A 22,547-nucleotide genomic window follows, 5' to 3' on the forward strand; every position below is an offset into this window, starting at 1 on the left:
TGGAGCCGGGGCACCCGGCGGAGTAGAGCCCGGTCCGGCCTTGCCGGATGCGCCCGACCGGTCTTGGGGTCGTGCCCCGCTACCGGCCGTTGGAAGCTTGCGGCGGGAATGGAAGGTGGAACTCCGGCTTATAGGGCCGGAGTTCTCTGTACAGGCACGGCAGCGCTCCCCGGTCGCCGCCGGACTTCTCATGCGGCGTTGAGTGCGGCGAGAAACACGTTGACCTCGGTGCGGAGATTTTCCGACTGCCTTGCCAGTTCCTGCGACACGGTCAGGACGGATTCCGCCGCAATGCCGGTCTGACCAGGGGCTTCTGCCACGCCGCCGATGTTGCGGGAAATCTCGTTCGTGCCTTGCGCCGCCTGCTGGACATTGTTGGAGATTTCGGTGGTGGCGGCGATTTGCTCCTGGACCGCGGAGGCGACGGTGGTGGCGACGGAACTGATATTGCCGATCGTGGCCTCGATACCCCTGATCGCTCCCACCGTGGTCTGGGTCGCCTGTTGAACGGCACCGATCTGCGCAGTGATGTCGTCGGTGGCTTTCGCCGTCTGGTTGGCGAGCGACTTGACTTCGTTGGCGACGACGGCGAAGCCCTTGCCGGCGTCTCCGGCGCGGGCGGCTTCGATGGTGGCGTTCAGCGCCAGCAGATTGGTTTGAGCGGCAATCTGTTGGATGAGCTGGATCACCGAACTGATTCTCTCGGCATCCTTGGCGAGGTTGTCGACCGTCACGCTGGTGTTCTTCGCTTCGGTGACGGCGTCGTTGGCCATATCGGATGCCAGATTGATCTGTTTGCCGATTTCGTTGCTGGAGGCCGTCATCTCCTCGGTGGCGCCGGCCACGGTCTGGACGTTGGCCGAGGCCTGCTGGGTCGCCGAAGCGACGACGGAGCTTTGCTGCTGGGTTTGCTGCGCCGCAGCCGACATGGTCTCCGCGTTGGCTTGGAGTTCCGCGGCCGATGAGGCAAGGCCGGTGACGGCGCCTTTGATCATGGTTTCGAATTCGCTCACCAACTGCGCGACCTTTTCGCCGCGGCGGGCTTTTTCTTCCGCTTCGGCACGCTGCGCCGCTTCCAGGTCGCGGGCCTTGCTCAATCCTTCGCGCAGGGTGGCGAAGGTGCGCGCCATGCTGCCGATCTCGTCTTTGCGCTCGGTCCCGCTGACCTGGGCAGACAGGTTCCCCCGGCCCAACTCGGCGAGGCCGTTTTCAATCCTGCGGATTGGATCGGTGATGTTGCTGCGGGTCAGATAGACGGCAAGCGCCAGGACAAGAGCCAGTCCGATGAGAATCGCGATCACGGTGGTCTCGACCATGCCATCGATCATCGCCGTGGCGGCCGCCGACATTTCTTTCCCACGATCAATGGTTGTGTCAGTTAATTTCACGACTTCTTCTATTAGCTTTCCCAATTCTGGGGCGCATGTTTCACGCATGAAGGCCGCTGCCTTTGCGTTCATGGCAGGATCGTTTGAAAACCCCAGCTTGATTGCCTCGCCGCAAGCCCGTTCGTCGCAGGACTTGAACAAGCGGGTTATGTCATCCGCCTTCGGTTTCAGTCCTGGCTCAGCAGCGATGGCTTCGGCGATTCTCTTTGAAAAGACGTCCCGCCCGTCCCGGATATCGCGCATGGCGGCCTTGTCGCCTTCATCGGTCGTTTCGGTTGCCAGTCTGTAGATACCAGAATAATAGGCCATGATGGCGTGATTGGCCTGTGCAAGGGCGATCGCCGCCTTATCCTGATGTTCGATGATCGCACTGTCGGCTTCATCGATCACTGTCATCTGATGTCCGGCATAGAAAGCCGAGGCGACCGTCAGAACCCCCATCAAGCCAAGGACGAGCAGTATTTTGTAAAGGATCTTCCAGTTACTATATTGTAACATGATTTTACGCCTTTGCGTCTGGTTGGTGTCTGGAGTAATTATCCAGAATGGACGGTTGTCTTACGGGGGCTTCGTCGGAAATGTCAGTTTTCCAGGCGAGTTCCTTTGTGAACGGCCTTCTGAGCCGTTTTCCGGGGCGTTTCGACGCCGGACCGGGACCGATTTTCGAGATGTATGGAGTTAGGTGCCTGGAAGGGCACTCGGTTTTCCGAGCATTCTGGTGAAGGATTCCTGGCGCGTTGTCGACAGGCGCCAAGTTGCTCAGGTCCGGAGCATACGCGATCTCTTCACCCCCCCGGACCTGTTGGCGTCTTCGGCGGTGGGGTGTTTTCCTGCGATGCAGAGAGAAAAAGTTCCAGGACGGAGTTTTCTCGAAGTAATTTGAAGTAATATAATATTGTATTAAGCGTGTGCGATAGAATGTAAAATGTCCGAGTTCGACTACATTGGGAGATTTTTTATTATTTTCTTGACAATCTCCAGTAAATATGTTACTGCCTGCCTGCATTTGTATACGTCCTTCAAATTTATGATACATCCAAAGTATATAGCCGAACGGGCTACGGAGTCTTTTTCATAGGTCCAATCTGTTTTTTCTGTGCGTCCATTCCAGTTTCAAATAGTGGTATAGAACGTTTAGAAAGTGCGTTTTTGGTTGAGATGGTAAAGAATGTTTGCCAGGAAATTATCTTCTTCAGTGATTGATTGTGTCTTTGCGCAGGGTGTTGGATAAATTATTAGCCTGACGAGTTAGATTGTTTCGTTATTTTGGACATTTTCTTAAAGTCGGCTTGTTTTGATCGATGAAGGGAACAATGACAGGTGCAAACTCACCCTTCCGCTGCATTGCGAAGCGGCGAACAAGCCGCTCCAGGAGGACCGGAGCGGCCCGGACGGGAACTGCTATAACGGCTCTTCGGTGAGAAGACGGGCGAGTTGGTCGCGGGCCGCCTTGAGTTCGCGTTCGATCCAGGGCCGCTCCTTGCAGGTGCAATGGCGGAGTTCCGCGCGCAATTCCTCGATATGCTGTTCGAGCGTCATCGTCATCTCCTCGACGGAAGTGAAGGATGACGTCGGTGCCCAGGCGAGCGGCGGGGTGAGTCAAGGTTCGCGTCAGCGACCGGCACAGCCGGCGTGCGGAGGAGCCGATTTTTGCGGGGATCTTCGTTTCCGAAGATCCCCGCAAAAATTGGAGGTGCCGCACGACCTTGAGGCATTCCGCTGGCGGCTGGCATGCTGGGACGATCCGAGCAGACGGGTTTTGGTTCTGGCGACGACGGAGGGATTGGCCCTTCCGCCGGCACGGGGCTGCATCCAGAGCCTGTGCCACCTGCCTGGGATCGAACGGCGGACGATCGAGGATGAGGAGAGCCCAAAGCTCGGCAGGCTGTCGGCACCGTCGCGGGAAGTTAGGTGGTTGGTTCACTCCGTCTTGAGGGGGGAAGGCCCCGCCCGGACCGGCGGGGCGAGGCCTCGGTCCGGGGGTCACTCGCCGTTGCGGCGGCCCTGGGGGCGGGACCAGATGAGGCTGAACCCATCGCCATCCTCGTCGCTGACCAGATTGGCGTAGATCGGCGCGTTGAAGCTCGGGTCGTCCAACTTCAGGCCCAGATAGTCGCGACCCTCGGCGGAGCGCTTGGACCAGGCGGCGCCGATCTCGACGCGGCCGATAAAGATGCGATGGCTGGGGGTGTTCTCGCCGGTGGCGCGGCCTTCGGGAACGATGCGGACGTTCTTGGCCTGGACGCTGAGGGTGATGATCTCGCCGGTGTAGTCGTTTGTGCCGGTCTTCTTGAAGGTGCCGATGGTCGCCATGGTAAGTCTCCTCGTGATCGCTGTCTTCGAGCCCGCCCCTTGCGGCCTCGATGATGATCGCCCGGCCCAAGGCGACCGGCGGCGCACCCCTGCGGGGCCGGAGCGCAGCGGAGGACGGCAGCGGGGGAACTTTCTTGTTCCGCGAGGAATGGGCCACAGCCCAGGGGAAGAAAGTTACGACGGCGCCGTTGCGCCCTGGCCGGTCGAGGCGTCAGCCGGCCTTGGGCCAGATCAGCCCATCGGAGAGGCCGTTCGGGGCGCTCGCCGGGACAGCGGTGGTCATGGGAGACGATGGCGGCCCATACGCGACCGGGGAGACCGGTGGTATGACCCGGCGGTTTCCGTCTTCCCGTCCAGGCCGGAATGCGGGTTTGGGATTCCCCCTTCTGCTGCGGAAGGCCCGTTCCCGTCCCGGAATCGGCGGCACTGGCCGAGGGGGGCAGCGTCGGTTGCCGGGAGATTTGGCGAGGGGAGGCCCTTTGGGCCTCTGCGGCGCACCGCATATCGTCGCTGCGCCGCCAAACCGGTCATGGTGAGGACAAAGGATGACCGAGGTGCTCTCTCAGGTGTCGCTCCTAGGGAGGCTTCACGACGGGCTGAAGACATCAGAGCCACGGTTGGTCCGGCTGTCGGGGGTAATCACCCGCGGCGGCTGTGCCCCTGTATCGGGTGGCTGTTGCCCAGCTCCGCCTGGCCCGGGCGGTGCGAAATGGTCGAGGGACTGGGCGAGGGCGTCCTCGTAGACCTCCTCCTTCTCGGTGAAATAGTCGAAGAAGCCGTAGTGCTGGCGTAGCGGTAATTCGGTCAGACCGCGGATACGGTAGGCCGGGTCCCGCAGCGTGCCCCTGTCGATCAGTTCGACGACGCGGCGCAAGCGGGCCACTTCCGCCTTGTAGGAGTTGGCGAACCACTGGCGGATCTTCCAGTTCTCCACCTCGAGCTGGTTGCGCGGCACCGGCCCGATCCAGGACACCGGGAAGGGGGCAGCGGCAGTCACCCGCTCGAAGCCATGCAACTCGGCGAGGATGACGCTGCGGTGGTAGGCGCCGTCGATCAGTCCGCCCGGCGCCTCATCGAAGCCGTAGAGATAGAGCCACAGCGCGCTCTCCACCGCTTCGGGCGTGATGTCCTCTAGCCCGACGTCGCCGGCCATCAGCCGGCGGGCGGCGGCGTTGCCGTGCAGCACGCCCTCGCCGGCGCGGACGTCGTAGGTGTTGAAGACCACACCCACCGCGGCCTCGTTGAGCGTGTGGGCGATCTCCCCGGCGTGCCCGCCGTCGCGCACCGGCGCGTACTGGCGGGCCGGCATCAGTCGCTCCAGCACCGCCTCCGGCGATAGCGGCACGTCGAGCCAGCGCCGCGCATGGTCATGCAGGGCCGGGCGGAACACGCCGGAATGGCCGAACAGCGCCGTCCGCCACGCCCGCAGGAGTCCGCCTCCAGTGGTGCCGTCGAGCAGAAGGGACCGGATGTCCTCGCCGCGCAGCCAAGCGGCCAGCACGACGATCTGTCCGGAGGTCACCGTGAACAGATCGGGGAGGGTGCCGAGGCGCTCCAGCGCCGTCAGCACGCCGGCGCCGTGCAGGTTGAAGCCGCCGAAGCCGCCGAGGGCGACCGCATGTCTTTCCATGATCGGACTCCACCAAAAAAATCGGTAAGAACGGTCGCCGACCGCAAAAGCCCACGTAGCGACCGCCGCGGTGCGGGTGGGCGAAAGGAATGTCGGTTGACGGAACGGCCGGGCTGCTTACGGGAAGCTATGCCCTTCCACAAGGCCGGGGCCGGCGGGGTGGCGATTGGGTCGCGTGCTCACAAATGGCCTCCTCATGACTCGAGAAAGCGTCTCTCCCAGGGAGCAGGTTCATGTCTTTGCTGCGCCGCAACAAAGAATGGGATGGGCAGCTTCCCCTGTCAAGCCCAGGGCGGTTGGTACAGGATTTCAACCCGATGTCGGCCGGGTGTGGGGGGAGTTGATCCTCCAACTCCCTCACATGGGTGGTGTTTCAGGGTTTGACACATGCCGATCGAACGGCGCGCGCGGGCGGCGGCACGGTGCCTGCCGGGCTGGCTTTCCGCCTGTCAGGAACTGATGGCGGACGACATGGTCACGGCAGCGGAGTCGCCCTTGCCGGATTCTGTGATCGGGGTGGTCCTCCGACAACAGGCGATCCATAGCGCTGGACGACCGGAAAAATCATTTGAGAGTCTTAGAAAATACTTCTGCTGCGACAGGCCGTATAATCGTGACCGGGTAGGCATTGCCAATAGATCAGATGATGTCAACGCAACAGAAAACCCAGAGAGACGGTCGCGTGGCTTCGAAGAGAAGTCCTGATCCTGTTGGCAGTCACGTAGGAAAACGCATCCGTCTTCGCCGTACCCTGTTGAGGATGAGCCAGACCGACCTGGGCAGAGCGCTGGGCGTTTCGTTTCAGCAGGTGCAGAAATACGAAAACGGCACCACCCGTGTGTCGGCTTCGGTGCTGTATCGGCTCGCCAACTCTCTCGGCGTGTCGGTTTCCTATTTCTTCGACGGTCTTTCGAAAAAGTCGCAACGGGCGTCTTCGCCGGACGGCGACGACATCCTCGTCTGCCGGGAACACATCAAGCTCCTGCAAAATTACGGCGCTCTTCCGGACAATCTGCGCAAGGGCATCTTCGCGTTTCTTTCATTCTTGAACAAGAGCAAGGACGATGACGGAGAATGAACTGGCGGGCTACCCGTTCGAAGAGCTCGTTCTCTTCTGTACGAGGGAGCTTCTGCGGAACAGGTGGCGGCGAGATCGAGCGACCAACATCGATGCCTTTGATCTCGTTGCGGATCGGGAGCTTCGGATCGATGTTCTCATTGGCGTTCTTGATTGCCTGCGCCTGTTGAGATTGCGGTCGGGATTCCTCGGCGACGGGAATTTCGAGGCCTTTGAAGAGGCCTTCCGAGCGGCGTGGCGGGACAACGGCGTCCTTCAGCGGATGGAGCGCGTCGACCATCTGTGGGAGTGCGCCAAGGCCGCCATGTTCACGCTGACCGGCAAGGGTGCAAAGGTGGCATGAGCGGCCGTGCCCTGATCGGAACGCAGCAGCGATACAAGAAGAGGATACCCCATGCCGGATCGCAAGCATGCCCTGGTGGTGGACGAGGCGGTCCTCGCTCTTGCCTTTCAAGAGTTCTTCGAAAGCCAGGGCTTGCGTGTTTCCACCGCCTCGGGGGAAGCCGAAGCGGTTGGTCTGCTTACCACCGTCCCCTTCGATGTCGTCATCACCGACCTGATGCTTCCCAAAGGCAATGGCATGGACCTGATCGCCGAAATCCGCCGGAACGGCGATTTTCCCCCGATCATCGTCATCACCTCGGACGACGGGGCGGTGCATGAACTGATCCGCGTCAACAACATTCAAATCCTGCACAAACCGGCCGCTGTCACCGATCTCCTCGATGCCCTCGACACTGTCCTGCAGACGCCTTCGCCGTACCGGCTCGAGGTGGCGGGGACGGGTTGATGGCTATTGGTGCCGCCCGCGCCCTTGTGAACGGGCCGGCGGAGGGACGTCGCGGTTTCCGAGCCATCCACGGGTGTCGGGAAGAGGCCATGCGGACGCCCGGCACGGCCTCTTGATGCCCTCTGTCAGAGGGCGCCGCTGTCGAACCGCATCACCGGGATGCCGAGAGCCTTGGCCTTGTCGGCGAGGTTGTTCTGGATGCCGTTGCCGGGGAAGACGATGACGCCCACCGGCAGGACCGCCAGCATGGCGTCGTTGCGCTTGAAGGGCGCGGCCTTGGCGTGCCGGGTCCAATCGGGGCGGAAGATGATCTGCGGGACCTTGCGGTTGTCGGCCCAGGCGGCGGCGATGCGCTCGGCGCCCTTCGGGCTGCCGCCATGCAGCAGCACCATGTCGGAATGCTTGGCGCGGACCCGGTCGAGCTTGTCCCAGATCAACCGGTGGTCGTTGAAGTCCTGGCCGCCGGTGACGGCGATCTTGGGACCGGGCGGCAGCATGATCTCGGTGTCGGCCCGCTTGCGGGCGGCGAGGTGATCGCGGCTGTCGATCATCGCGGCGGTCAGGGTGCGGTGGCTGACCAGCGAGCCGGTGCGTGGCCGCCAGGAGGACCCGGTGTGGCGCTCGAAGCCCTCGGCGGCGACGTCGCGGAAGATCTCCATGGCGTCGCGGCGCTCGATCAGGGTCATCCCCTCGGCGGTCAGGCGCTCCAACTCGACCGACTTCACCTCGGAGCCGTCCTGTTCCCTCTGGGACCGTTGCTGGGCCTGTTCGTTGTCGTCCAGTTCCCGTTCGATCCGGGCGGTGGCGCGGTGGAACAGGTTGACGGCCGCCCACAGCAACTCTTCGAGGTCGGGTTCGAGGCGGGTGCCGCTCAGGGTGCCGGCCAGGGCGGCGAAGATGTCGGCGACGGCCCCGGCGATCTGGTCGCCCTCGGGCAGCGGGCGGGGGTCGGGCTCGTCCTGGAAGGGACGCCAGCCGTAGAGCTGGAGTTCGGCGAGGATGTGGGCGGTCGGGCTGGCGGCGTGCGGCGGTTCGAGGTCGTCATCGGTGGTCATGGCGCTGTCCTTTGCCGGATCGGCCGCGCCCCTCGCGGCCTTCATGGCGACGGACAGCCGCGGGCGGTACTGGACCGGCACCCGCAGCGGAGCGCAGGGCCGGAGCGTCAGCGGAGGATGGCGGAGGCCGGCGATTTTGCTTCGCGCTGCAAAGCCCCGAAGGGGCGGCGGAAAATCGCCGGGCGCAGCCATTGCCGGGCCGGGACGCTTGCGGCCCGCTCGCCCTCTTGAAGGCCGGGCGCGGCCTCTCCGGCATGCGGGAGACGCGCCGGGCCGGAGATTGGCGGCGCGGACGGCACGCCCCGCCCCGTACCGGTCAGGGCGACGGCGGCATGAGCGGCTGGCATCCTCGGGAGCGGTCTGGACCTGCGGCTTTCGCGCAAGGCGGCGGAGACCATCCTGGCGAGGACCGTCGTTGACGCCCCCCAGGGCCGGTGCCAGGGGGATCGCCTCGATGCCGGCCTCGGCCGCGCGTTGGGCTGGAACCGCCGCGCCAGCCGGATCGGCATCGGAGACGGTGCGGGCCGGTGCCGAACAGAATGGTGCCGAGATGAACGAAGGAGGGGGGCAGCCACCATCGGCAGACGGGGCAGGGCCATGCGCACCGACAGCATGCACCCGATCCTTCTGCTGCTGCCGGCCGCTGCTGCCGGAAGGTGCAGCGAAACTGCCGCGGCGACCGGCCCGGTCACCCCGGTTCGGCCGGGGCCTTGCCGGAGTGATCGGGCGCTGGCCCGATGCGGGGCGCGCTCGTCAGGCGGCCTTTGGGACCGGTGACGGGCGCCGCATCGCAGGGGACCTTCACCACAGATGATGGACGTAGGGTGCGGCCCGCTGGAGATAGAGGGTCCGCAGCGCATCCATCGTTGCCGGCGAAAGCGCCGGAAGGTCGCTGGCGAGACTGTTCGCCCGCGCTTGCGCTGCGTTCTTGGCGCCGGGGATGACGGTGGTCACGGCCTCCTCCATCAAAATCCAGCGCAGCGCGAATTGCGCCATAGTCTGGCCCTCGGGCACCAGCGCGCGGATCTCCTCGACCAGTTCCAGCGCCAGTTCATAGGGCACACCGGCGAAGGTCTCCCCCTTGTCGAAAGCCTCGCCGTTGCGGTTGAAGGCGCGGTGGTCGTCGGGGGCGAAGCTGGTCCCGGCGTTCATCTTGCCGGTCAGCAGGCCCGAGGCCAGCGGCACGCGCACGATGACCGCGACCTCCTTGCGCCTGGCTTCGCGGAAGAACAGGTTGGCCGGGCGCTGGCGGAAGATGTTGTGGATGATCTGCACCGAGGCGACGCTCGGATACTCGATAGCCTTCAACCCCTCCTCGACCTTCTCGACCGAGACGCCGTAGGCGCGGATGCGGCCGGCCGCGACCATCTCCTCCATCGCGTCGAAGACCTCGGGGCGATAGAAGACCTCCGTCGGGGGGCAATGGAGCTGCACCAGATCCAGGCAGTCCATGTCCAGATTCCGGCGTGACCGGTCGACGAAGGCCTGGAGGTTTTCGGCCGTATAGCCCTCGGCCACATGCGGCGACAGCCGCCGCCCGGCCTTGGTCGCGACGAAGGGCCGCGCGCCGCCACGCTCCTTCAGGACCGAGGCGATGATGCGTTCCGACCGTCCGTCGCCATAGACATCCGCCGTGTCGATGAAAGTCGTCCCGGTGTCCAGAGCGGCATGCAGCGCGGCGTGGGCGTCAGCCTCGGACACGTCCCCCCAGGAGCCGCCGATGGCCCAGGCGCCGAAACCAATCTCGGAAACGGGGTGGCCGGTTCGGCCGAACTTGCGATCGTTCATCTGTCTCTCCTCAGGGCATCAATTGTCCACCGTTCACCTCGATCACCTGGCCGGTGACGTATCCCGACAGGGACTGCGAGGCGAGGAACAGGAAGGCGCCGACGCACTCCTCCGGCGTGCCCTCCCGTCCCATCGGGATGGCGGCGCGCTGGGTTGCCATCAGGTCGGGCGCGGTGTACCGGTCGTGGAAGGGCGTCTGGATCAGGCCGGGTGCGACCGCGTTCACGCGGATGCCGTCGGCGACGAACTCCTTCGCCTGCCCCCGGGTCAGGGTGCTGACGAAGCCCTTGGCGGCGGCGTAGATCACCGCCCCGCCGCCGCCGCCGTTCCGCGCGGCGACCGAGGTCGTGTTGATGACGAAGCCGCCGCCCGCCGCCTTCAGATGGCGATAGGCGGCGATCGTCGCCTCCCAGACCGACTTGGCGTTCAGGTCCAGCACCCGGTCGAAATGCTCGGGCGTGACCTGGGTCGTGGGCACCCGGCCCAGCATGCCGCCGGCGTTGTTGACGATGCCGTCCAGGCCGCCGAGCAGAGCGGCGGCTTGATCGACCACCGTCCGAGCGATGCCCGTCTCACCCATGTCCCCCTGCACCAGCACGATCCGCTGTGGGACCTTGGCTTGCACGGTCCGCGCCGCCTCGGCGCTTTCGTTGTAGTGCACCGCGACATGGCTTCCCTGCTCGGCGAATGCCAGTGCGACCGCCGCGCCGATTCCTGTCGAGCCGCCGGTCACCAGAATCCGCTTGTCCGCAAGATCGCCGATCCTGACCTGTTCGAGCATGAGGTTCTCCGCTCCCTTTGTTCCGGGTGCCATCCTTACCCTTTGCGGGCGAAGGCTCGATCGGTCTATTAATGAATTGAATTCATTCGAGGGTCGCGTCCCGGTGAGTGGTGTCCGAACGTGAGGCTGGCCCGCCGGAGCGCTCCCCCCTAGCTGGCGCAGGCGGGCCAGCCGTTCGGAAGCAGGCGGTCACCGTGTGTCTTCGGTAAGTTGAGGTTGCTTGACGACCATCAACTGTGACGGAGACCACGATGACCGAGGACAGGATCGCTCTTCAGGACCTGATTGGGAAGAGCGCCGACGCTGACTTCCTGCGCGAGATGGTCGGTTTCGCCGCCCAGCGGCTGATGGAACTGGAGGTCGAAACCTTGTGCGGCGCCGGTTACGGCGAGCGCACGGACGAGCGGCAGACCAAGCGCAACGGGTATCGCGAGCGGAGCTGGGAAACCCGCGCCGGGGCCATCGACCTTCGGATCCCCAAGCTTCGGCGCGGCTCCTACTTCCCGGCCTTCCTGGAGCCACGGCGCACGGCGGAGAAGGTGCTGGTCGCGGTGATCCAGGAGGCCTACGTGCAGGGCATCTCGACGCGCAACGTCGATGACTTGGTCAAGGCGATGGGCATGATCGGCATCTCGAAGAGCCAGGTCAGCCGCCTGTGCCAGGACATCGACGAGCGCGTCCAGGCGTTTTTGAACCGGCCGCTGGAGGGTGACTGGCCCTTTGTGTGGCTGGACGCCACCTATGTCAAAGTGCGCCAGGACGGCCGCATCGTCTCGGTTGCCGCCATACTCGCCATCGGCGTCACCACCGATGGCCGGCGCGAGGTGCTGGGGCTCGGTCTCGGGCTGTCGGAAGCCGAAATCTTCTGGAGCGAGTTCCTGCGCTCCTTGACGCGCCGGGGGCTGCGCGGAGTGAAACTGGTGATCGCCGATGCTCATCTCGGGCTGAAGGCCGCCGCTTCCAAGGTGCTGGGCGCGACACTCCAACGGTGTCGTGTTCATTGCATGAGGAACCTCCTGGCCTGCGTCGGCAAGGCGCACCAGACGATGGTCGCCGCCACCATCCGCACCGCCTTTGCCCAGGAGACCGCCCAGGCCGCCCACGAGCAGTGGCGACACGTCGCCGACAGCCTGCGGCCGCGCTTCTCCAAACTGGCCGCCTTGATGGACGAGGCCGAGTTCGACGTGCTGGCCTACATGGCCTATCCCAAGGACCTGCGCACCAAGCTGCACTCCACCAACCCCTTGGAACGCCTGAACGGCGAGATCAAGCGGCGCACCAATGTCGTCGGCATCTTCCCATGCGAAGCCGCCGTCACCCGACTGGTCGGCGCCCTGCTGCTGGAGCAACATGACGAGTGGGCTGTATGCCGACGCTACATGACCATGGAAAGCTTGGCCGTGCTGTGCAACCCTGCGGGCGACCCGCTTGTCATCTCAGCGGAGTAAACCGGCAGCCTCAGCGCGCCGAGGAACACGAAGCCTCCTCAGACACCACACCCCGGGGCACGATCCATTCGAGCGGTGAACTCGGATCACCATGAGTCTTCTCGACCGTATCGACCTTGCCGACCTGCGCCTGTTCCTGACCATCCTGCGGCGGGGCAGCTTCAAGGCGGCGTCCATCGAACTTGGCCTGACACCGTCGGCCACCAGCCATGCCATGCGCCGGCTCGAGGAGCGTCTTCAGGCCCGGTTGCTCAACAGCACCAGCCGCGCCGTGGCGCCGACCGACCTTGGGCTGGAACTGGCCGCGAAGCTGGGTGCGGGTTTCGACATGATCGATGCGGCTCTGGAATCCCTGGACGCGCCCGGTGCCGCCCGTTTCGGCGAGCTTCGCCTGAACGTCTTCGCCGATGCCGCGCATCTTTTGGTCGCGCCGGCCCTGCCGGATTTTGCCCGGCAATGCCCCGGCGTGCGCCTCACGGTGGTGGTCGAGAACCGTCCCATCGACATCGTCAAGGAAGGCTACGACGCCGGGATGCGCTATGGCCACCACGTTCCCGAGGACATGGTGGCGGTTCCCCTGACCGGCGGCCAACGCTGGGTGGTCGCGGGCTCTCCGGACTATCTGGCCCGGCACGGCACCCCGCGGGTGCCTTCCGATCTGGCCAGCCACACCTGCCTGCAGTTGCTGCTGGGCGACAATTCGACCTATTCGTGGGAACTGGGCGATGGCGAGCGGGGGCAGCGCCTGCGCGTTGCAGGGTCCATCACGATCAACGACACGGCGACGACGATTGCCGCCGCGAGGGCGGGCATGGGGCTCGCCTATCTCCTGGAAGCGCGCATCGCCCAGGAAGTCCGCGAGGGCAGCCTTTGCATCGTGCTGGCCGACCACGCCTCCGCGGGCGAGCCGTTCCATATCTATTACGACCGCCGCCGCCACAGCCATCCTGCGCTGCGGTCGCTGGTCAACATCATCCGCGGCCACCATGGGCTTGCGCGCCTGCAATGACATCGCATCGGCCCGTTCCCCGTCTCATCCCGGCCTGGCCGTTTCCCGTCGCATGAAGCGAACGACATCCTGTGTCGCGAGTTGGACGCGCAGCGCCCCCCGAAGTGCAGCGAGGCCAAATCGGCACAGATCCTCGTTGAGGTCGCCCGTCCTCGGAGACAGGGTCAGCGCCTCGACGCCCGCCGCTTCGGCGCGTTCGGTCAATGCCGCGAGGGCCGTGTCCCCCGCGGCATCGGCATCGCGGGCGATGTAGAGCCGCCGCAGCATCGGCGGAAGCAGAAGGGCGGCAAGGTGGCTGGCCGAGAGGGCGGCGGCCACCGGCATGGCGGGGAACGCACAGCGCAGCGACAGCATCGTTTCGATGCCTTCGCCGACAGCGAGGACATCCTCGACCACGCCGAAGCGGACGGCGTGGCCGAGCAGGTCGCCCATGGCCCGGCGCGGCGTGGCGACCTGTGCCTTGCCGGAGCCGTCGGCGGCCAGCCAGGTGCGGTGCGCGCCCGTCAGGCAGCCGCCGGGATCGGTGACGGAGGCCACCATCGCCGGCCACATCTCGGTGGGACCGCCATCGTCCGGGCGATAATAGCAGCGGGGATGGAAGCGCAGATGGCCGGTGTCGTGCAGAGCCGTGATTCCGCGTTTCCGTAAATACGTTTCCACGACGGTGCCGTGGATCGGCCGGGACATGGCGAACAGCCGCCGCGCCGCCTCGCGTGAACCGGACGGTGCCGGTGGTGCCGGGCGCATCGCCGGTGGTTCCGGCTCTTGGCGCGGCAGGCTGAGGAAGGCGCGGGCCTCGGCGGCGGCCTCCTTGAAGTCCACCAGGCCGCAGGACCGGCGGATGACGTCCAGCAGGTCGCCATGCTCGCCGGTGGCGGCGTCGGTCCATTTGCCCGCCGCCCCCTTGCCGCTCTCCGGCCCGGTCAGGCGGACGAACAGCGAGCGCCCGGGGGTGTTGAGGATGTCGCCGACCAGCCAGTAATGTCCCTCGCGGCGGCCGGCGGAGAGGTAGCGGCGGCACACCGCCTCGGCCTGATGGCCAAGGCGGCGGGCTAGGTCGGCGGCGTCGAACCGGACCATCACGCCGCCTCCCGTTCGGCGATGCGCCGGATCGGGAAGCGGTCCAGCAGCCGGGCCAGCACCGCCACGCCGGTGGTGGTGGCGGTGGGGACGAACATGCGCAGCTTCCACGAGATGATCTCGTGGAACAGGCCGTCGGCGGAAAGGCGCTCGCGCATGGGATCGGTGAAGCCGGAGAGTTCGATGCGGCAGGTCCCCATCACCCGCACCCGGCGGAGTTGGAGGCCGTCGGCGAGGTCGAGGATGGTGCGCCCGTCCGTCAGGGCGGCGAAGGCATCCTCCGGCGTCAGCGTGGTGGTGCCGGTCGCCAGGGCACCGGCCACCCAGGCGGGCGGCACGGTGCGGCCGATCAGGCGTTCGCCGTCGTCGGTCTGAAGCCGGAAGACCCGCGTCGAGCCAGCGGGCAGGCGTTTCCAGACCGGCAGCAGCAGGCCGGTGACCATATGCAGCAGGCTCTCGGTGAACTCCGGCACCTCCGCAACCTCGGCGTTCCAGGCCGTGGTGAAAGCGGCGTGGTCGGCCTCGGTCCAGTGGGTCTCCGCCAGTGTCTTCAGCGGCAGGGAGGCGGCTTCCATCGGGCGCAGCAGGCGGACGCGGCGTTCGATCTCGCCGTCGTCGAGCATGACGCTGCGGGCGGGAACCTGCACGGCGGCCCGCCCCGACCGCTGGTTGACCAGAAGCCGGGCGCGGGGGTCGGACAAGGTCTCCAGCGCGTCGTCCAGGGTGCGCGGATGGTTGCGTTGGCGCTGGCGGATGGTCAGCAGGCGGGTTTCCGCGCCGGTGCCGGGATGAACATAGATGGTGCGCCGCTCGGTGACGAGGAAGCTCTCGGCCCGCAGCGTCTCCAGCCCAACGTCGTAGGCACCGCTGGCGATGGCCCCCTGGATGCGGGCGTCGAGCAACCGTTCGAAGGCGGTGAACAGCACGCCCTGCAGATCGATGGTGAGCGCCAGCAGGCGGTTGAGGAAGGTTGTGATCGGCGGCAGCTCGTCCTTGAGGCCGCCCTCGTCCATCAGGGTCAGGCTGGTGGCGGCCTCGAAGGTCTGGATCGGGCAGCCGTCGAGCTTGCCGAGGACCAGCATCTGATAGAGCTGGCGCAGGGCGTCGCGGGCATAGTGGGATTCCAGATTGTCCTCGGGACGGAACAGTCCCTGGCCGCCGGTCTGGCGCTGGCCGCGGGTGATGGCTCCGAGCGTGTCGAGCCGGCGGGCGATGGTGGAGAGAAAGCGTTTTTCCGCCTTCACGTTGGTGGCGATGGGGCGGAACAGTGGCGGCTGGGCCTGGTTGGTGCGGTTGGTCCGCCCCAGGCCCTGGATGGCCGCGTCCGCCTTCCAGCCCGGCTCCAGCAGGTAATGCACCCGCAGGCGCCGGTTCTTCGCCGTCAGGTCGGCGTGATAGCTCCGTCCGGTGCCGCCGGCGTCGGAGAACACAAGGATGCGTTTCTGGTCGTCCATGAAGGCCTGGGCCTCGGCGAGATTGGCGGCGCCGGCCCGGCTCTCCACCTGGAAACGGTCGCCCTTGCGGACGATGCGGCGAGAGCGGCCGGTCACCTCGGCCACCAGATCGGTGCCGAAGCGCTGGACGATCTGGTCGAGGGCGCCGGGCACCGGCGGCAGCGACGCCAGCCGTTCGATCAGTTCGCCGCGGCGGGCCACCGCCTCCCGGCTTTCCACCGGCTGGCCGTCGCGGTACACCGGGCGCGAGGACAGGTTGCCCTCCTTGTCGGTGAACGGTTCGTAGAGCTGCACCGGGAAGGAATGGGCGAGATAGTCGAGGACGTATTCCCGCGGCGTGATGTCGATCTGGACGTCGGCCCAATCCTCGGCGGGGATCTCGGCCAGCCGCCGTTCCATCAGCGCCTCGCCGGTGGAGACGATCTGCACCACGGCGGCGTGGCCTTCCTCCAGGTCACGCTCGATGGAGCGGATCAGGGTCGGTGTCTTCATGCCGGTCAGCAGATGGCCGAAGAAGCGCTGCTTGGCGCTCTCGAAGGCCGAGCGGGCGGCGGATTTGGCTTGGCGGTTCAGCGTGCCGCTGTCGCCGGTGACGTTGGCTGCCCGCAGGGCCGCGTCGAGATGGTTGTGGATGACGGCGAAGGCGCCGGCATAGGCGTCGTAGATCGCCACCTGCTCGGCGCTCAGGGCGTGCTCGAGCAACTCATACTCGACGCCGTCGTAGGAGAGCGAGCGGGCGCTGTAGAGGCCGAGCGAGCGCAGGTCGCGGGCCAGCACCTCCATTGCCGCCATGCCGCCGGCCTCGATGGCCTCGACGAACTCGGCGCGGGTGGCGAAGGGGAAGTCCTCGCCGCCCCACAGGCCGAGGCGCTGGGCGTAGGCGAGGTTGTGGACGGTGGTGGCGCCGGTGGCCGAGACATAGACGATGCGGGCGTCCGGCAGGGCGTGCTGAAGGCGCAAGCCGGCACGGCCCTGCTGCGAGGGCGCCTGACCGCCCCGTTCGGATTGGCTGCCGGCGGCGTTCTGCATGGCGTGGCTCTCGTCGAAGACGATCACTCCATCGAAGTCGGTGCCCAACCATTCCACGACCTGCCGCACCCGCGAAACCTTCTCCCCGCGGTCGTCGGAGCGCAGCGTGGCATAGGTTAGAAAAAGGACGCCTTCCGTCAGATTGATCGGCCGGCCCTGGGCGAAGCGCGACAGCGGGGTGACCAGCAGCCGTTCCATGCCGAGTGCCGACCAGTCGCGCTGGGCGTCCTCGATCAGCTTGTCGGACTTGCTGATCCACACCGCCTTGCGGCGGCCGCGCAGCCAGTTGTCGAGGATGATGGCGGCCGACTGGCGGCCCTTGCCGGCGCCGGTGCCGTCGCCCAGCATGAAGCCCTTGCGGAAGCGCACGGCGCCGGGGGCGCCGTCGGGCGCCGCCGAGACGGTGTCGAAGGTCTCGTCCAGCGTCCACGATCCGGCGAGATGGCCGGAATGGGCCTCGCCGGCATAGATCACGGTTTCGAGCTGGGCGTCGGACAGCGGGCCCTCGCCGACCAGGCGGGCCGGCAGGCGTGGCCGGTAGCTGGGCTTGGGGGGCGCCACCGAGGCCATCGCCGCCGATTGCACCAGCTTGGTGGGGTGGGGTTGGGCGCCGGGAATACGAATCGACTGCAAGCCGTATTCCTCGTAGAGGGCGTCGGTGAGGCGGACGTCCTCCGATGGGGTCCAGTCGGCGGTTTCATAGGCGAGATCGACGGCGTCCGGGTCCGCAGCCAGGGGCTTGCGGGCCGGTTGGACGGGCCGGGCCGGTGCGACGCGCACCGCGTGGACCGGCGCCGCCCGGGAGGTGAGGGGGCCGTTGACCAAGGGCAGGCGGGGCGGCACCCGGGTGCCGATCCAGCCGAGCAGGGTGGCGACGTCGGGGGCTATGCCGGGCGAGGGCGGAAAGACGGCCGGATCGGCGGCCGGCCGTTTGTCAATGACCAGGAGGCGGGTGTCGAAGGTGGTGCCGTGCCGGGCATAGACCGCGCCGTCGATGGCGGCGGTGAACACCACCTGCCCGCGTTCCTGCAGATGGATGAAGGCATCGCGCCAGGTGGGCGTCTCCGGTGCAAATCCCGCTCCGGTGATGGCCACCAGCCGGCCGCCATCGGCCAAGCGGGCCAGCGCCGAGGCGATGTGGCGCAGCGCGGTGTCGGCCTTCCGCCCGGCGACATGGGCCGTGGCCGAGAAGGGCGGGTTCATCAGGGTCACGGAAGGCGCCGCACCGGACGCCAGATGATCGTCGATCTGGGCGGCGTCGAAGCGGGTGAGGGGCCGGTCGGGGAACAGGCGGGAGAGCAGCCCGGCGCGGGTGTCGGCGAGTTCGTTCAGCGCGAGGGCGGCTCCGGCGATCTCGGCGAAGATCGCCAGCAGGCCGGTGCCGGCCGAGGGTTCGAGCACGCGGTCGGTCGGAGTGAACGCGGCGGCGGTGGCCGCTGCCAAACCCAGCGGAATCGGCGTGGAGAATTGCTGGAAGGTCTGGCTGTCCTCGGAGCGGCGGGTGTGGGTGGGCAGCAGTCCGGCGATCCGGGCGAGCAGGGGCAGCGCCGCGGCCGGAGAGCCGGCTTTACGGAAAAGCGCCAAACCGTATTTGCGCAGGAACAGCACGGTGGCGGCTTCGCCGGCCTCGTATGCGGTCTTCCAGTCCCAGGCGCCTTCGGCATCGGAGCCGCCGAAGGCGCGGGTCAGGGTATCGCGCAGGAAGACCGCGTCGATGTGCTGGCCCTGTTCGAGCTGGGGAAGGAGATCGAGCGCGGCCCGATGGATGGCGTCGGCCGGATCGGGGAGGGCGGCAAGAAAGGTCGGCGCGGCCGGAACGGCCACCGCGAGGGAAAGAACAGGCATGGGAAACGCCTCGGGAGAGCGGGAGCGGGGCGAGCCGATCCGGCGCTCTCTCGACCGCTCCGGCTCAATCCCGTCCCGGCAGCCCTTTAACTCTCAGGGCTTGGATCTGCCTTGGCGTGGTTGGAGGCCAAGCCGCTCTGATGAACCGAACTGGTGGCTAAGCTGGTAGAGGGTGCTGCACTGCGCCAATCCTACGGACAAGGTAAAGGCTTCTCCAATCATATCCACCACTTTGCCGAACTCGTAGTCAGCCCTGGTCGGTTACTTCCGTATGTCGGTTTAGCGCCGATAGTGTTGAAAAACTCCTGGTGAGTGCTCCGCAGCCATTTTTGCGTAACAATGAGCCATTTCGGCTGACTCACAAAATATATCACTGCGCGATACGGCCGCCACAAGACGGAAAGTTTCTCGCTCCATCAGCCCAGGGACTTTTTCAACACTATCCGCCATTTCCAGACATTCGGTAGCGTATTTGAAGCGGACAATCTGGCTGTCGGTTGAGGGCGTCAAAGAACTGAATGAGTCTGCGAAGCTATTCTTCCAACGATGCCAGCGTGGTCGTCATGAGCGACGGAACCGTCCCCGTTGGCTGTTCCTGATCGCGCATATGGTGAGGGGCGGGCGATGGCGTCCAAAGAAACCAAGCACCACACACGCTCTATGCAGAATTAAAACAGAATTTTTTTGCTGAATACGATGATATGCACTTCCCTACTTTAATCATGATTTCAATAGTGATTGCCGCACACTTATGAAAAAGGTATATCTATGTTGTTGTCGGCTTCTGCCCCAGGAGCGATTGTGGACCTTATAGAGAAGCTCATTAGTACACCGCAACGTGAAAAGGCAGGAAGTCTCGCGCAAGACCGATTCGACTTTCAAGCGCACTGGGGCATTACCCATTTGCTTGACCTCCATGAGCAGGGAATTGATTACAATATTGCGTTTGAATTCCATGATGACATCTTCGTCATTGTCTACGTTTCTGGCGCGCCAAAAGTTCGTTTCTTTCAAGTAAAGACAAAAAGTGCCGGATTCTGGACTATCGATGAACTCACCCGTCGAGAAAAAGGTAAAAAAGGAACCAAGCCCTCAGTTATGGGCAAGATGCTTGCGAACAAGATTAAGTTTCCCGACGAGACGGATCACCTAGGATTTGTGAGCAATGCACCCGCCATATTTATATCTAAGCCATATCCCTGTAAGTTTTGCGAAACACAGGCGTCAGACTATGTGATGTTTATCACCGCTTTGAAGAATGAGTTTCCAAGAGTTACCTGCGATGCAGATGGTGAGCTTTTCCATTTTCATAAAACGGATTTTTCCCTTGAGAAATACGAAACATTTCTGAAGGGTCGCATATTAGAATTTGTCCAAAGTACATGCGGGATGCTTGCCTCAGGTCATGATGGGTTCCGGCTTGCACTTCTCGATCACTGTCGTGATCGCTCAAAAAACATGGACGACATCACATCGTTTGAACAGCTTCTGGCAGCGAAATTCATCCGCCGTTCCGATATGGATGGATGGATAGAAGGCCTTAAGCTTGCCAATCAAAGGAGGCCACCTTGGTCCGATGCGCAGCCACTGATTGCAGCATTCTTCTCTCCGGCAAGACTGCGGATAATTCGGCAACAATGGGAGAAGTACGAGACGGATCGCTATAAGGTCACCGATGTGGGCCTTCATGAATTACGATCGACGATCCGTAGTGTTCTCGACGCGTATCTAGAGACAAACCAAGAAGCATGCATGGAAGAAATCATGAAAGACGTGTCAAATATCGTCCAACAGTCTGTTCATCGCGCCGTACCGCACCTGTCCGTTAGCTATATCTATGCCGGCGTCCTTTATGAATTTCAGGCGTCCTATGAGAAGTGAAGAACAATACAAGATGCTGGTCAGGCATCTCAGGAAGAAGCAACATGAAAAAATTGCGCTTAAAGGCATTATATCTCCTATCAATGACCGAGAAGGCCGCGAAGAAGGCACCATTTCACCCCAACGTGACGGTGATCAAGGGAGCCAATGATGTCGGCAAATCCTCTCTAATAAAATCGACCTACTGGTGCCTGGGGGCGGAGCCAGCCATCGTTAATCCTGGCTGGAAGAAAGCAAATGTCTTTGGTCTTCTCGAATTTACAATCGACGAGAAGGCGTACAGTATTTTGCGAACCGGAACGATATTTCTTGTATTCGATGAAAAACGCAATCTAATTCTGAAGACGACAGATATCTCGAAGGAGCTAGCTCCCTTCATGGCACATATCCTTAATTTCAATCTCATCCTCACTAATCGCGCCGGAGCACCTGATGTCCCGCCGCCCGCTTATTGTCTCTTACCTTTCTACATTGACCAAGATTACGGGTGGCGTAGCCAATGGTCCTCATTTGACAATCTTGGTCAATATGAAGACTGGAAGCCAGCTGTCATTATGTTTCATTCTGGTATTCGCCCCAATGCATATTTCGAGATCAACGCCGCGCTGAATGTCGAAAAGCAGGCAAAGTTAGCCCTTGAGAGCGAGCGGAATATCGTACAAGGGGCGCTCTCCCGCATCCAGGAACGGCGCAAGCATGCGGCAATCGATATTGACCATCACGCCTACCAGAAGGCCATTAAGGAACTACTTCAGGAGCTTTCCGGCCTTCAGGAACGGCGCACAACAATTACCGAGAAGCTCTCGGATCTCTCCAATCAGAGAACATCGCTGGATGACCAACTCAACATCACCAGAAGCGCTCTCGGGGAATTTGATAGGGATTATCGCTTCATCCTCGATCAGCGCAGTCTCACAATTCGCTGCCCAACCTGCGGGACCGATCATGACAACTCTTTCTTTCACAGGTTTTCACTTCTCGAAGACCGTGAAGCCTGCCGCAAATTCATCGCAGATGCAGTTACGCAACTGGATAGACTATCACGCGATATTAATCGCCAGCAAGAGGCTCTCAAAAAAGCAGACTTCCGACTTTCCAAGATAAACCTGTTAATGTCGCAGAAGCGTGGAAAACTTAAACTTAAGGATTTCATCGACGCCGAGGGGGAAAAGAAAGCCTACATCCTTATGCGGGATGAAATAGACCATCTCACAAGAAAGATTGAGAAAATCAGGCGCCGCATCGAAGATTTAGAAGCGCGCCTAAAACCCTTATTAGATAAAGAGCATCAGGAGCGTATAGAGAAATTTTATTTTACTAAAATGACCAGCTTCCTTCGTGATCTGAATGTAACAACTGTTAGCGCTAAGAGCGTTGAGCGGATTGATTGTAAGATTAAGGCAACTGGCAGCAACCGCCCTCGTGCTTTACTGGCTTATACGTATGCATTTCTTCATACTCTGTTTGAATTCTCTTCATCTTGCGCCTGCCCTATCATTATCGACTCCCCGAAACAGGAAGATCTGGACGATAAGAATGCCGAGGCGGCTTTCCGGCTTATTTTTAAAGAACAGCCCAAAGACTCGCAACTTATCCTTGGGACAGTCTCGCTCCATGATGTACCCCATGTGGGAGAAACAATTACCCTATCTCACAAGGATAAACTTCTTCAGGCGGATGAATACGAGTCCGTATTCACTTATATGCGTCCTCTGATTGATTTGATCTGACAGGACCGCAATGACAGTGTGGTTGCAGCGCGCCCCGCCTCCTACCTCCTGACTTCTGCCGAAGGTAGGCTCTATGCACGGGGCGCGGCGAGCCGCGCGATCCGCCCTTGCCCATGCGAGCGACTGCGTCGGAAGCTTGGACCGGCTTCAGCCAGGAACGCTGGACCGCTTTCAAATCGGAAACCCCGGCTGGCTTCATCGAAATCCGCACTGGAGAGCCGTCGCAAAGGTCGGCTCCTGGCGCTTCG

Annotated in this window: 17 protein-coding genes; 8 read left to right on the forward strand and 9 right to left on the reverse strand. The window is 63.4% G+C overall.

The annotated features are described in order from the left end of the window. Positions 1 to 188: 188 nt before the first annotated feature. From JN22_RS09455 to JN22_RS09470, 4 genes are all read right to left on the reverse strand, one after another. Positions 189 to 1,784: a methyl-accepting chemotaxis protein gene (locus tag JN22_RS09455; protein ID WP_179166106.1), complete on the reverse strand. Its 1,596-nt coding sequence runs from the start codon at positions 1,782 to 1,784 to the stop codon at positions 189 to 191. 1,005 nt (positions 1,785 to 2,789) lie between these two features. Continuing rightward, a complete protein-coding gene (locus tag JN22_RS09460) occupies positions 2,790 to 2,927 on the reverse strand; it encodes a hypothetical protein (protein ID WP_179166107.1) in 138 nt (45 codons plus the stop codon). A 444-nt stretch (positions 2,928 to 3,371) separates the two neighbouring features. Continuing rightward, positions 3,372 to 3,701, reverse strand: a complete 330-nt coding sequence (locus JN22_RS09465; RefSeq protein WP_085553709.1) for a DUF736 domain-containing protein — start codon at positions 3,699 to 3,701, stop codon at positions 3,372 to 3,374. A 586-nt stretch (positions 3,702 to 4,287) separates the two neighbouring features. Continuing rightward, positions 4,288 to 5,331, reverse strand: coding sequence for a hypothetical protein (locus tag JN22_RS09470; protein WP_179166108.1), 1,044 nt, complete (start codon positions 5,329 to 5,331; stop codon positions 4,288 to 4,290). 387 nt (positions 5,332 to 5,718) lie between these two features. Between JN22_RS09470 and JN22_RS09475 the strand changes: the two genes are divergently transcribed. From JN22_RS09475 to JN22_RS09490, 4 genes are read left to right on the forward strand one after another with little or no spacing between them, the layout of a single operon-like run. Further along, positions 5,719 to 6,036: a hypothetical protein gene (locus JN22_RS09475; protein WP_179166100.1), complete on the forward strand. Its 318-nt coding sequence runs from the start codon at positions 5,719 to 5,721 to the stop codon at positions 6,034 to 6,036. A gap of 55 nt (positions 6,037 to 6,091) precedes the next feature. Next, entirely contained in the window at positions 6,092 to 6,409 is a 318-nt protein-coding gene (locus JN22_RS09480; RefSeq protein WP_247877500.1) for a helix-turn-helix domain-containing protein, read from the forward strand. Continuing rightward, complete coding sequence (locus JN22_RS09485; protein WP_085553710.1) at positions 6,396 to 6,752, forward strand: hypothetical protein; 357 nt, start codon at positions 6,396 to 6,398, stop codon at positions 6,750 to 6,752. The genes JN22_RS09480 and JN22_RS09485 overlap by 14 nt, the downstream gene beginning before the upstream one ends. 51 nt (positions 6,753 to 6,803) lie before the next feature. Continuing rightward, positions 6,804 to 7,199, forward strand: a complete 396-nt coding sequence (locus JN22_RS09490; protein WP_085553711.1) for a response regulator — start codon at positions 6,804 to 6,806, stop codon at positions 7,197 to 7,199. A gap of 125 nt (positions 7,200 to 7,324) precedes the next feature. Here JN22_RS09490 and JN22_RS09495 read toward each other — a convergent pair whose 3' ends face one another. The 3 genes from JN22_RS09495 to JN22_RS09505 all read right to left on the reverse strand — a co-directional run bounded on the left by JN22_RS09495 (position 7,325) and on the right by JN22_RS09505 (position 10,823). Next, a complete protein-coding gene (locus tag JN22_RS09495) occupies positions 7,325 to 8,254 on the reverse strand; it encodes a DUF2493 domain-containing protein (protein WP_179166109.1) in 930 nt (309 codons plus the stop codon). An 801-nt stretch (positions 8,255 to 9,055) separates the two neighbouring features. Continuing rightward, positions 9,056 to 10,042: an aldo/keto reductase gene (locus JN22_RS09500; protein ID WP_085553712.1), complete on the reverse strand. Its 987-nt coding sequence runs from the start codon at positions 10,040 to 10,042 to the stop codon at positions 9,056 to 9,058. Positions 10,043 to 10,052: 10 nt separating this feature from the next. Further along, positions 10,053 to 10,823: an SDR family NAD(P)-dependent oxidoreductase gene (locus JN22_RS09505; RefSeq protein WP_085553713.1), complete on the reverse strand. Its 771-nt coding sequence runs from the start codon at positions 10,821 to 10,823 to the stop codon at positions 10,053 to 10,055. 251 nt (positions 10,824 to 11,074) lie between these two features. Between JN22_RS09505 and JN22_RS09510 the strand changes: the two genes are divergently transcribed. Both JN22_RS09510 and JN22_RS09515 read left to right on the forward strand, forming a co-directional pair. Further along, the gene (locus JN22_RS09510; RefSeq protein ID WP_085553231.1) at positions 11,075 to 12,271 is read left to right on the forward strand and encodes an IS256 family transposase; all 1,197 of its coding nucleotides are present in this window, start codon (positions 11,075 to 11,077) and stop codon (positions 12,269 to 12,271) included. 91 nt (positions 12,272 to 12,362) lie between these two features. Further along, positions 12,363 to 13,280 carry a LysR family transcriptional regulator gene (locus JN22_RS09515; protein WP_085553714.1) on the forward strand — a complete coding sequence of 306 codons (918 nt, stop codon included), beginning with the start codon at positions 12,363 to 12,365 and terminating at the stop codon, positions 13,278 to 13,280. 24 nt (positions 13,281 to 13,304) lie between these two features. Here JN22_RS09515 and JN22_RS09520 read toward each other — a convergent pair whose 3' ends face one another. After that, on the reverse strand, positions 13,305 to 14,360 hold the full coding sequence (locus tag JN22_RS09520; protein ID WP_085553715.1) for a DUF7146 domain-containing protein: 1,056 nt from the start codon (positions 14,358 to 14,360) through the stop codon (positions 13,305 to 13,307). Then, positions 14,360 to 18,688 carry a strawberry notch family protein gene (locus JN22_RS09525; protein ID WP_085553716.1) on the reverse strand — a complete coding sequence of 1,443 codons (4,329 nt, stop codon included), beginning with the start codon at positions 18,686 to 18,688 and terminating at the stop codon, positions 14,360 to 14,362. The genes JN22_RS09520 and JN22_RS09525 overlap by 1 nt, the downstream gene beginning before the upstream one ends. 738 nt (positions 18,689 to 19,426) lie before the next feature. Between JN22_RS09525 and JN22_RS09530 the strand changes: the two genes are divergently transcribed. After that, positions 19,427 to 20,569 (forward strand): dsDNA nuclease domain-containing protein, encoded by a 1,143-nt coding sequence (locus JN22_RS09530; protein WP_143268249.1) that lies wholly within the window; start codon positions 19,427 to 19,429, stop codon positions 20,567 to 20,569. Positions 20,570 to 20,613: 44 nt separating this feature from the next. Then, positions 20,614 to 22,299 (forward strand): SMC family protein, encoded by a 1,686-nt coding sequence (locus tag JN22_RS09535; protein ID WP_143268250.1) that lies wholly within the window; start codon positions 20,614 to 20,616, stop codon positions 22,297 to 22,299. Positions 22,300 to 22,547 lie beyond the last annotated feature (248 nt).

Source organism: Azospirillum agricola, assembly GCF_020005195.1.
GTDB classification, from domain to species: Bacteria; Pseudomonadota; Alphaproteobacteria; order Azospirillales; family Azospirillaceae; genus Azospirillum; species Azospirillum agricola.

Coding starts and splice junctions, on each gene's coding strand:
- JN22_RS09455 (WP_179166106.1), bottom strand. CDS start 1,784: ATGACAGTGATCGATGAAGCCGACAGTGCGATCATCGAACATCAGGAT.
- JN22_RS09460 (WP_179166107.1), bottom strand. CDS start 2,927: ATGACGCTCGAACAGCATATCGAGGAATTGCGCGCGGAACTCCGCCAT.
- JN22_RS09465 (WP_085553709.1), bottom strand. CDS start 3,701: ATGGCGACCATCGGCACCTTCAAGAAGACCGGCACAAACGACTACACC.
- JN22_RS09470 (WP_179166108.1), bottom strand. CDS start 5,331: ATGGAAAGACATGCGGTCGCCCTCGGCGGCTTCGGCGGCTTCAACCTG.
- JN22_RS09475 (WP_179166100.1), top strand. CDS start 5,719: ATGCCGATCGAACGGCGCGCGCGGGCGGCGGCACGGTGCCTGCCGGGC.
- JN22_RS09480 (WP_247877500.1), top strand. CDS start 6,092: ATGAGCCAGACCGACCTGGGCAGAGCGCTGGGCGTTTCGTTTCAGCAG.
- JN22_RS09485 (WP_085553710.1), top strand. CDS start 6,396: ATGACGGAGAATGAACTGGCGGGCTACCCGTTCGAAGAGCTCGTTCTC.
- JN22_RS09490 (WP_085553711.1), top strand. CDS start 6,804: ATGCCGGATCGCAAGCATGCCCTGGTGGTGGACGAGGCGGTCCTCGCT.
- JN22_RS09495 (WP_179166109.1), bottom strand. CDS start 8,254: ATGACCACCGATGACGACCTCGAACCGCCGCACGCCGCCAGCCCGACC.
- JN22_RS09500 (WP_085553712.1), bottom strand. CDS start 10,042: ATGAACGATCGCAAGTTCGGCCGAACCGGCCACCCCGTTTCCGAGATT.
- JN22_RS09505 (WP_085553713.1), bottom strand. CDS start 10,823: ATGCTCGAACAGGTCAGGATCGGCGATCTTGCGGACAAGCGGATTCTG.
- JN22_RS09510 (WP_085553231.1), top strand. CDS start 11,075: ATGACCGAGGACAGGATCGCTCTTCAGGACCTGATTGGGAAGAGCGCC.
- JN22_RS09515 (WP_085553714.1), top strand. CDS start 12,363: ATGAGTCTTCTCGACCGTATCGACCTTGCCGACCTGCGCCTGTTCCTG.
- JN22_RS09520 (WP_085553715.1), bottom strand. CDS start 14,360: ATGGTCCGGTTCGACGCCGCCGACCTAGCCCGCCGCCTTGGCCATCAG.
- JN22_RS09525 (WP_085553716.1), bottom strand. CDS start 18,688: ATGCCTGTTCTTTCCCTCGCGGTGGCCGTTCCGGCCGCGCCGACCTTT.
- JN22_RS09535 (WP_143268250.1), top strand. CDS start 20,614: ATGAAAAAATTGCGCTTAAAGGCATTATATCTCCTATCAATGACCGAG.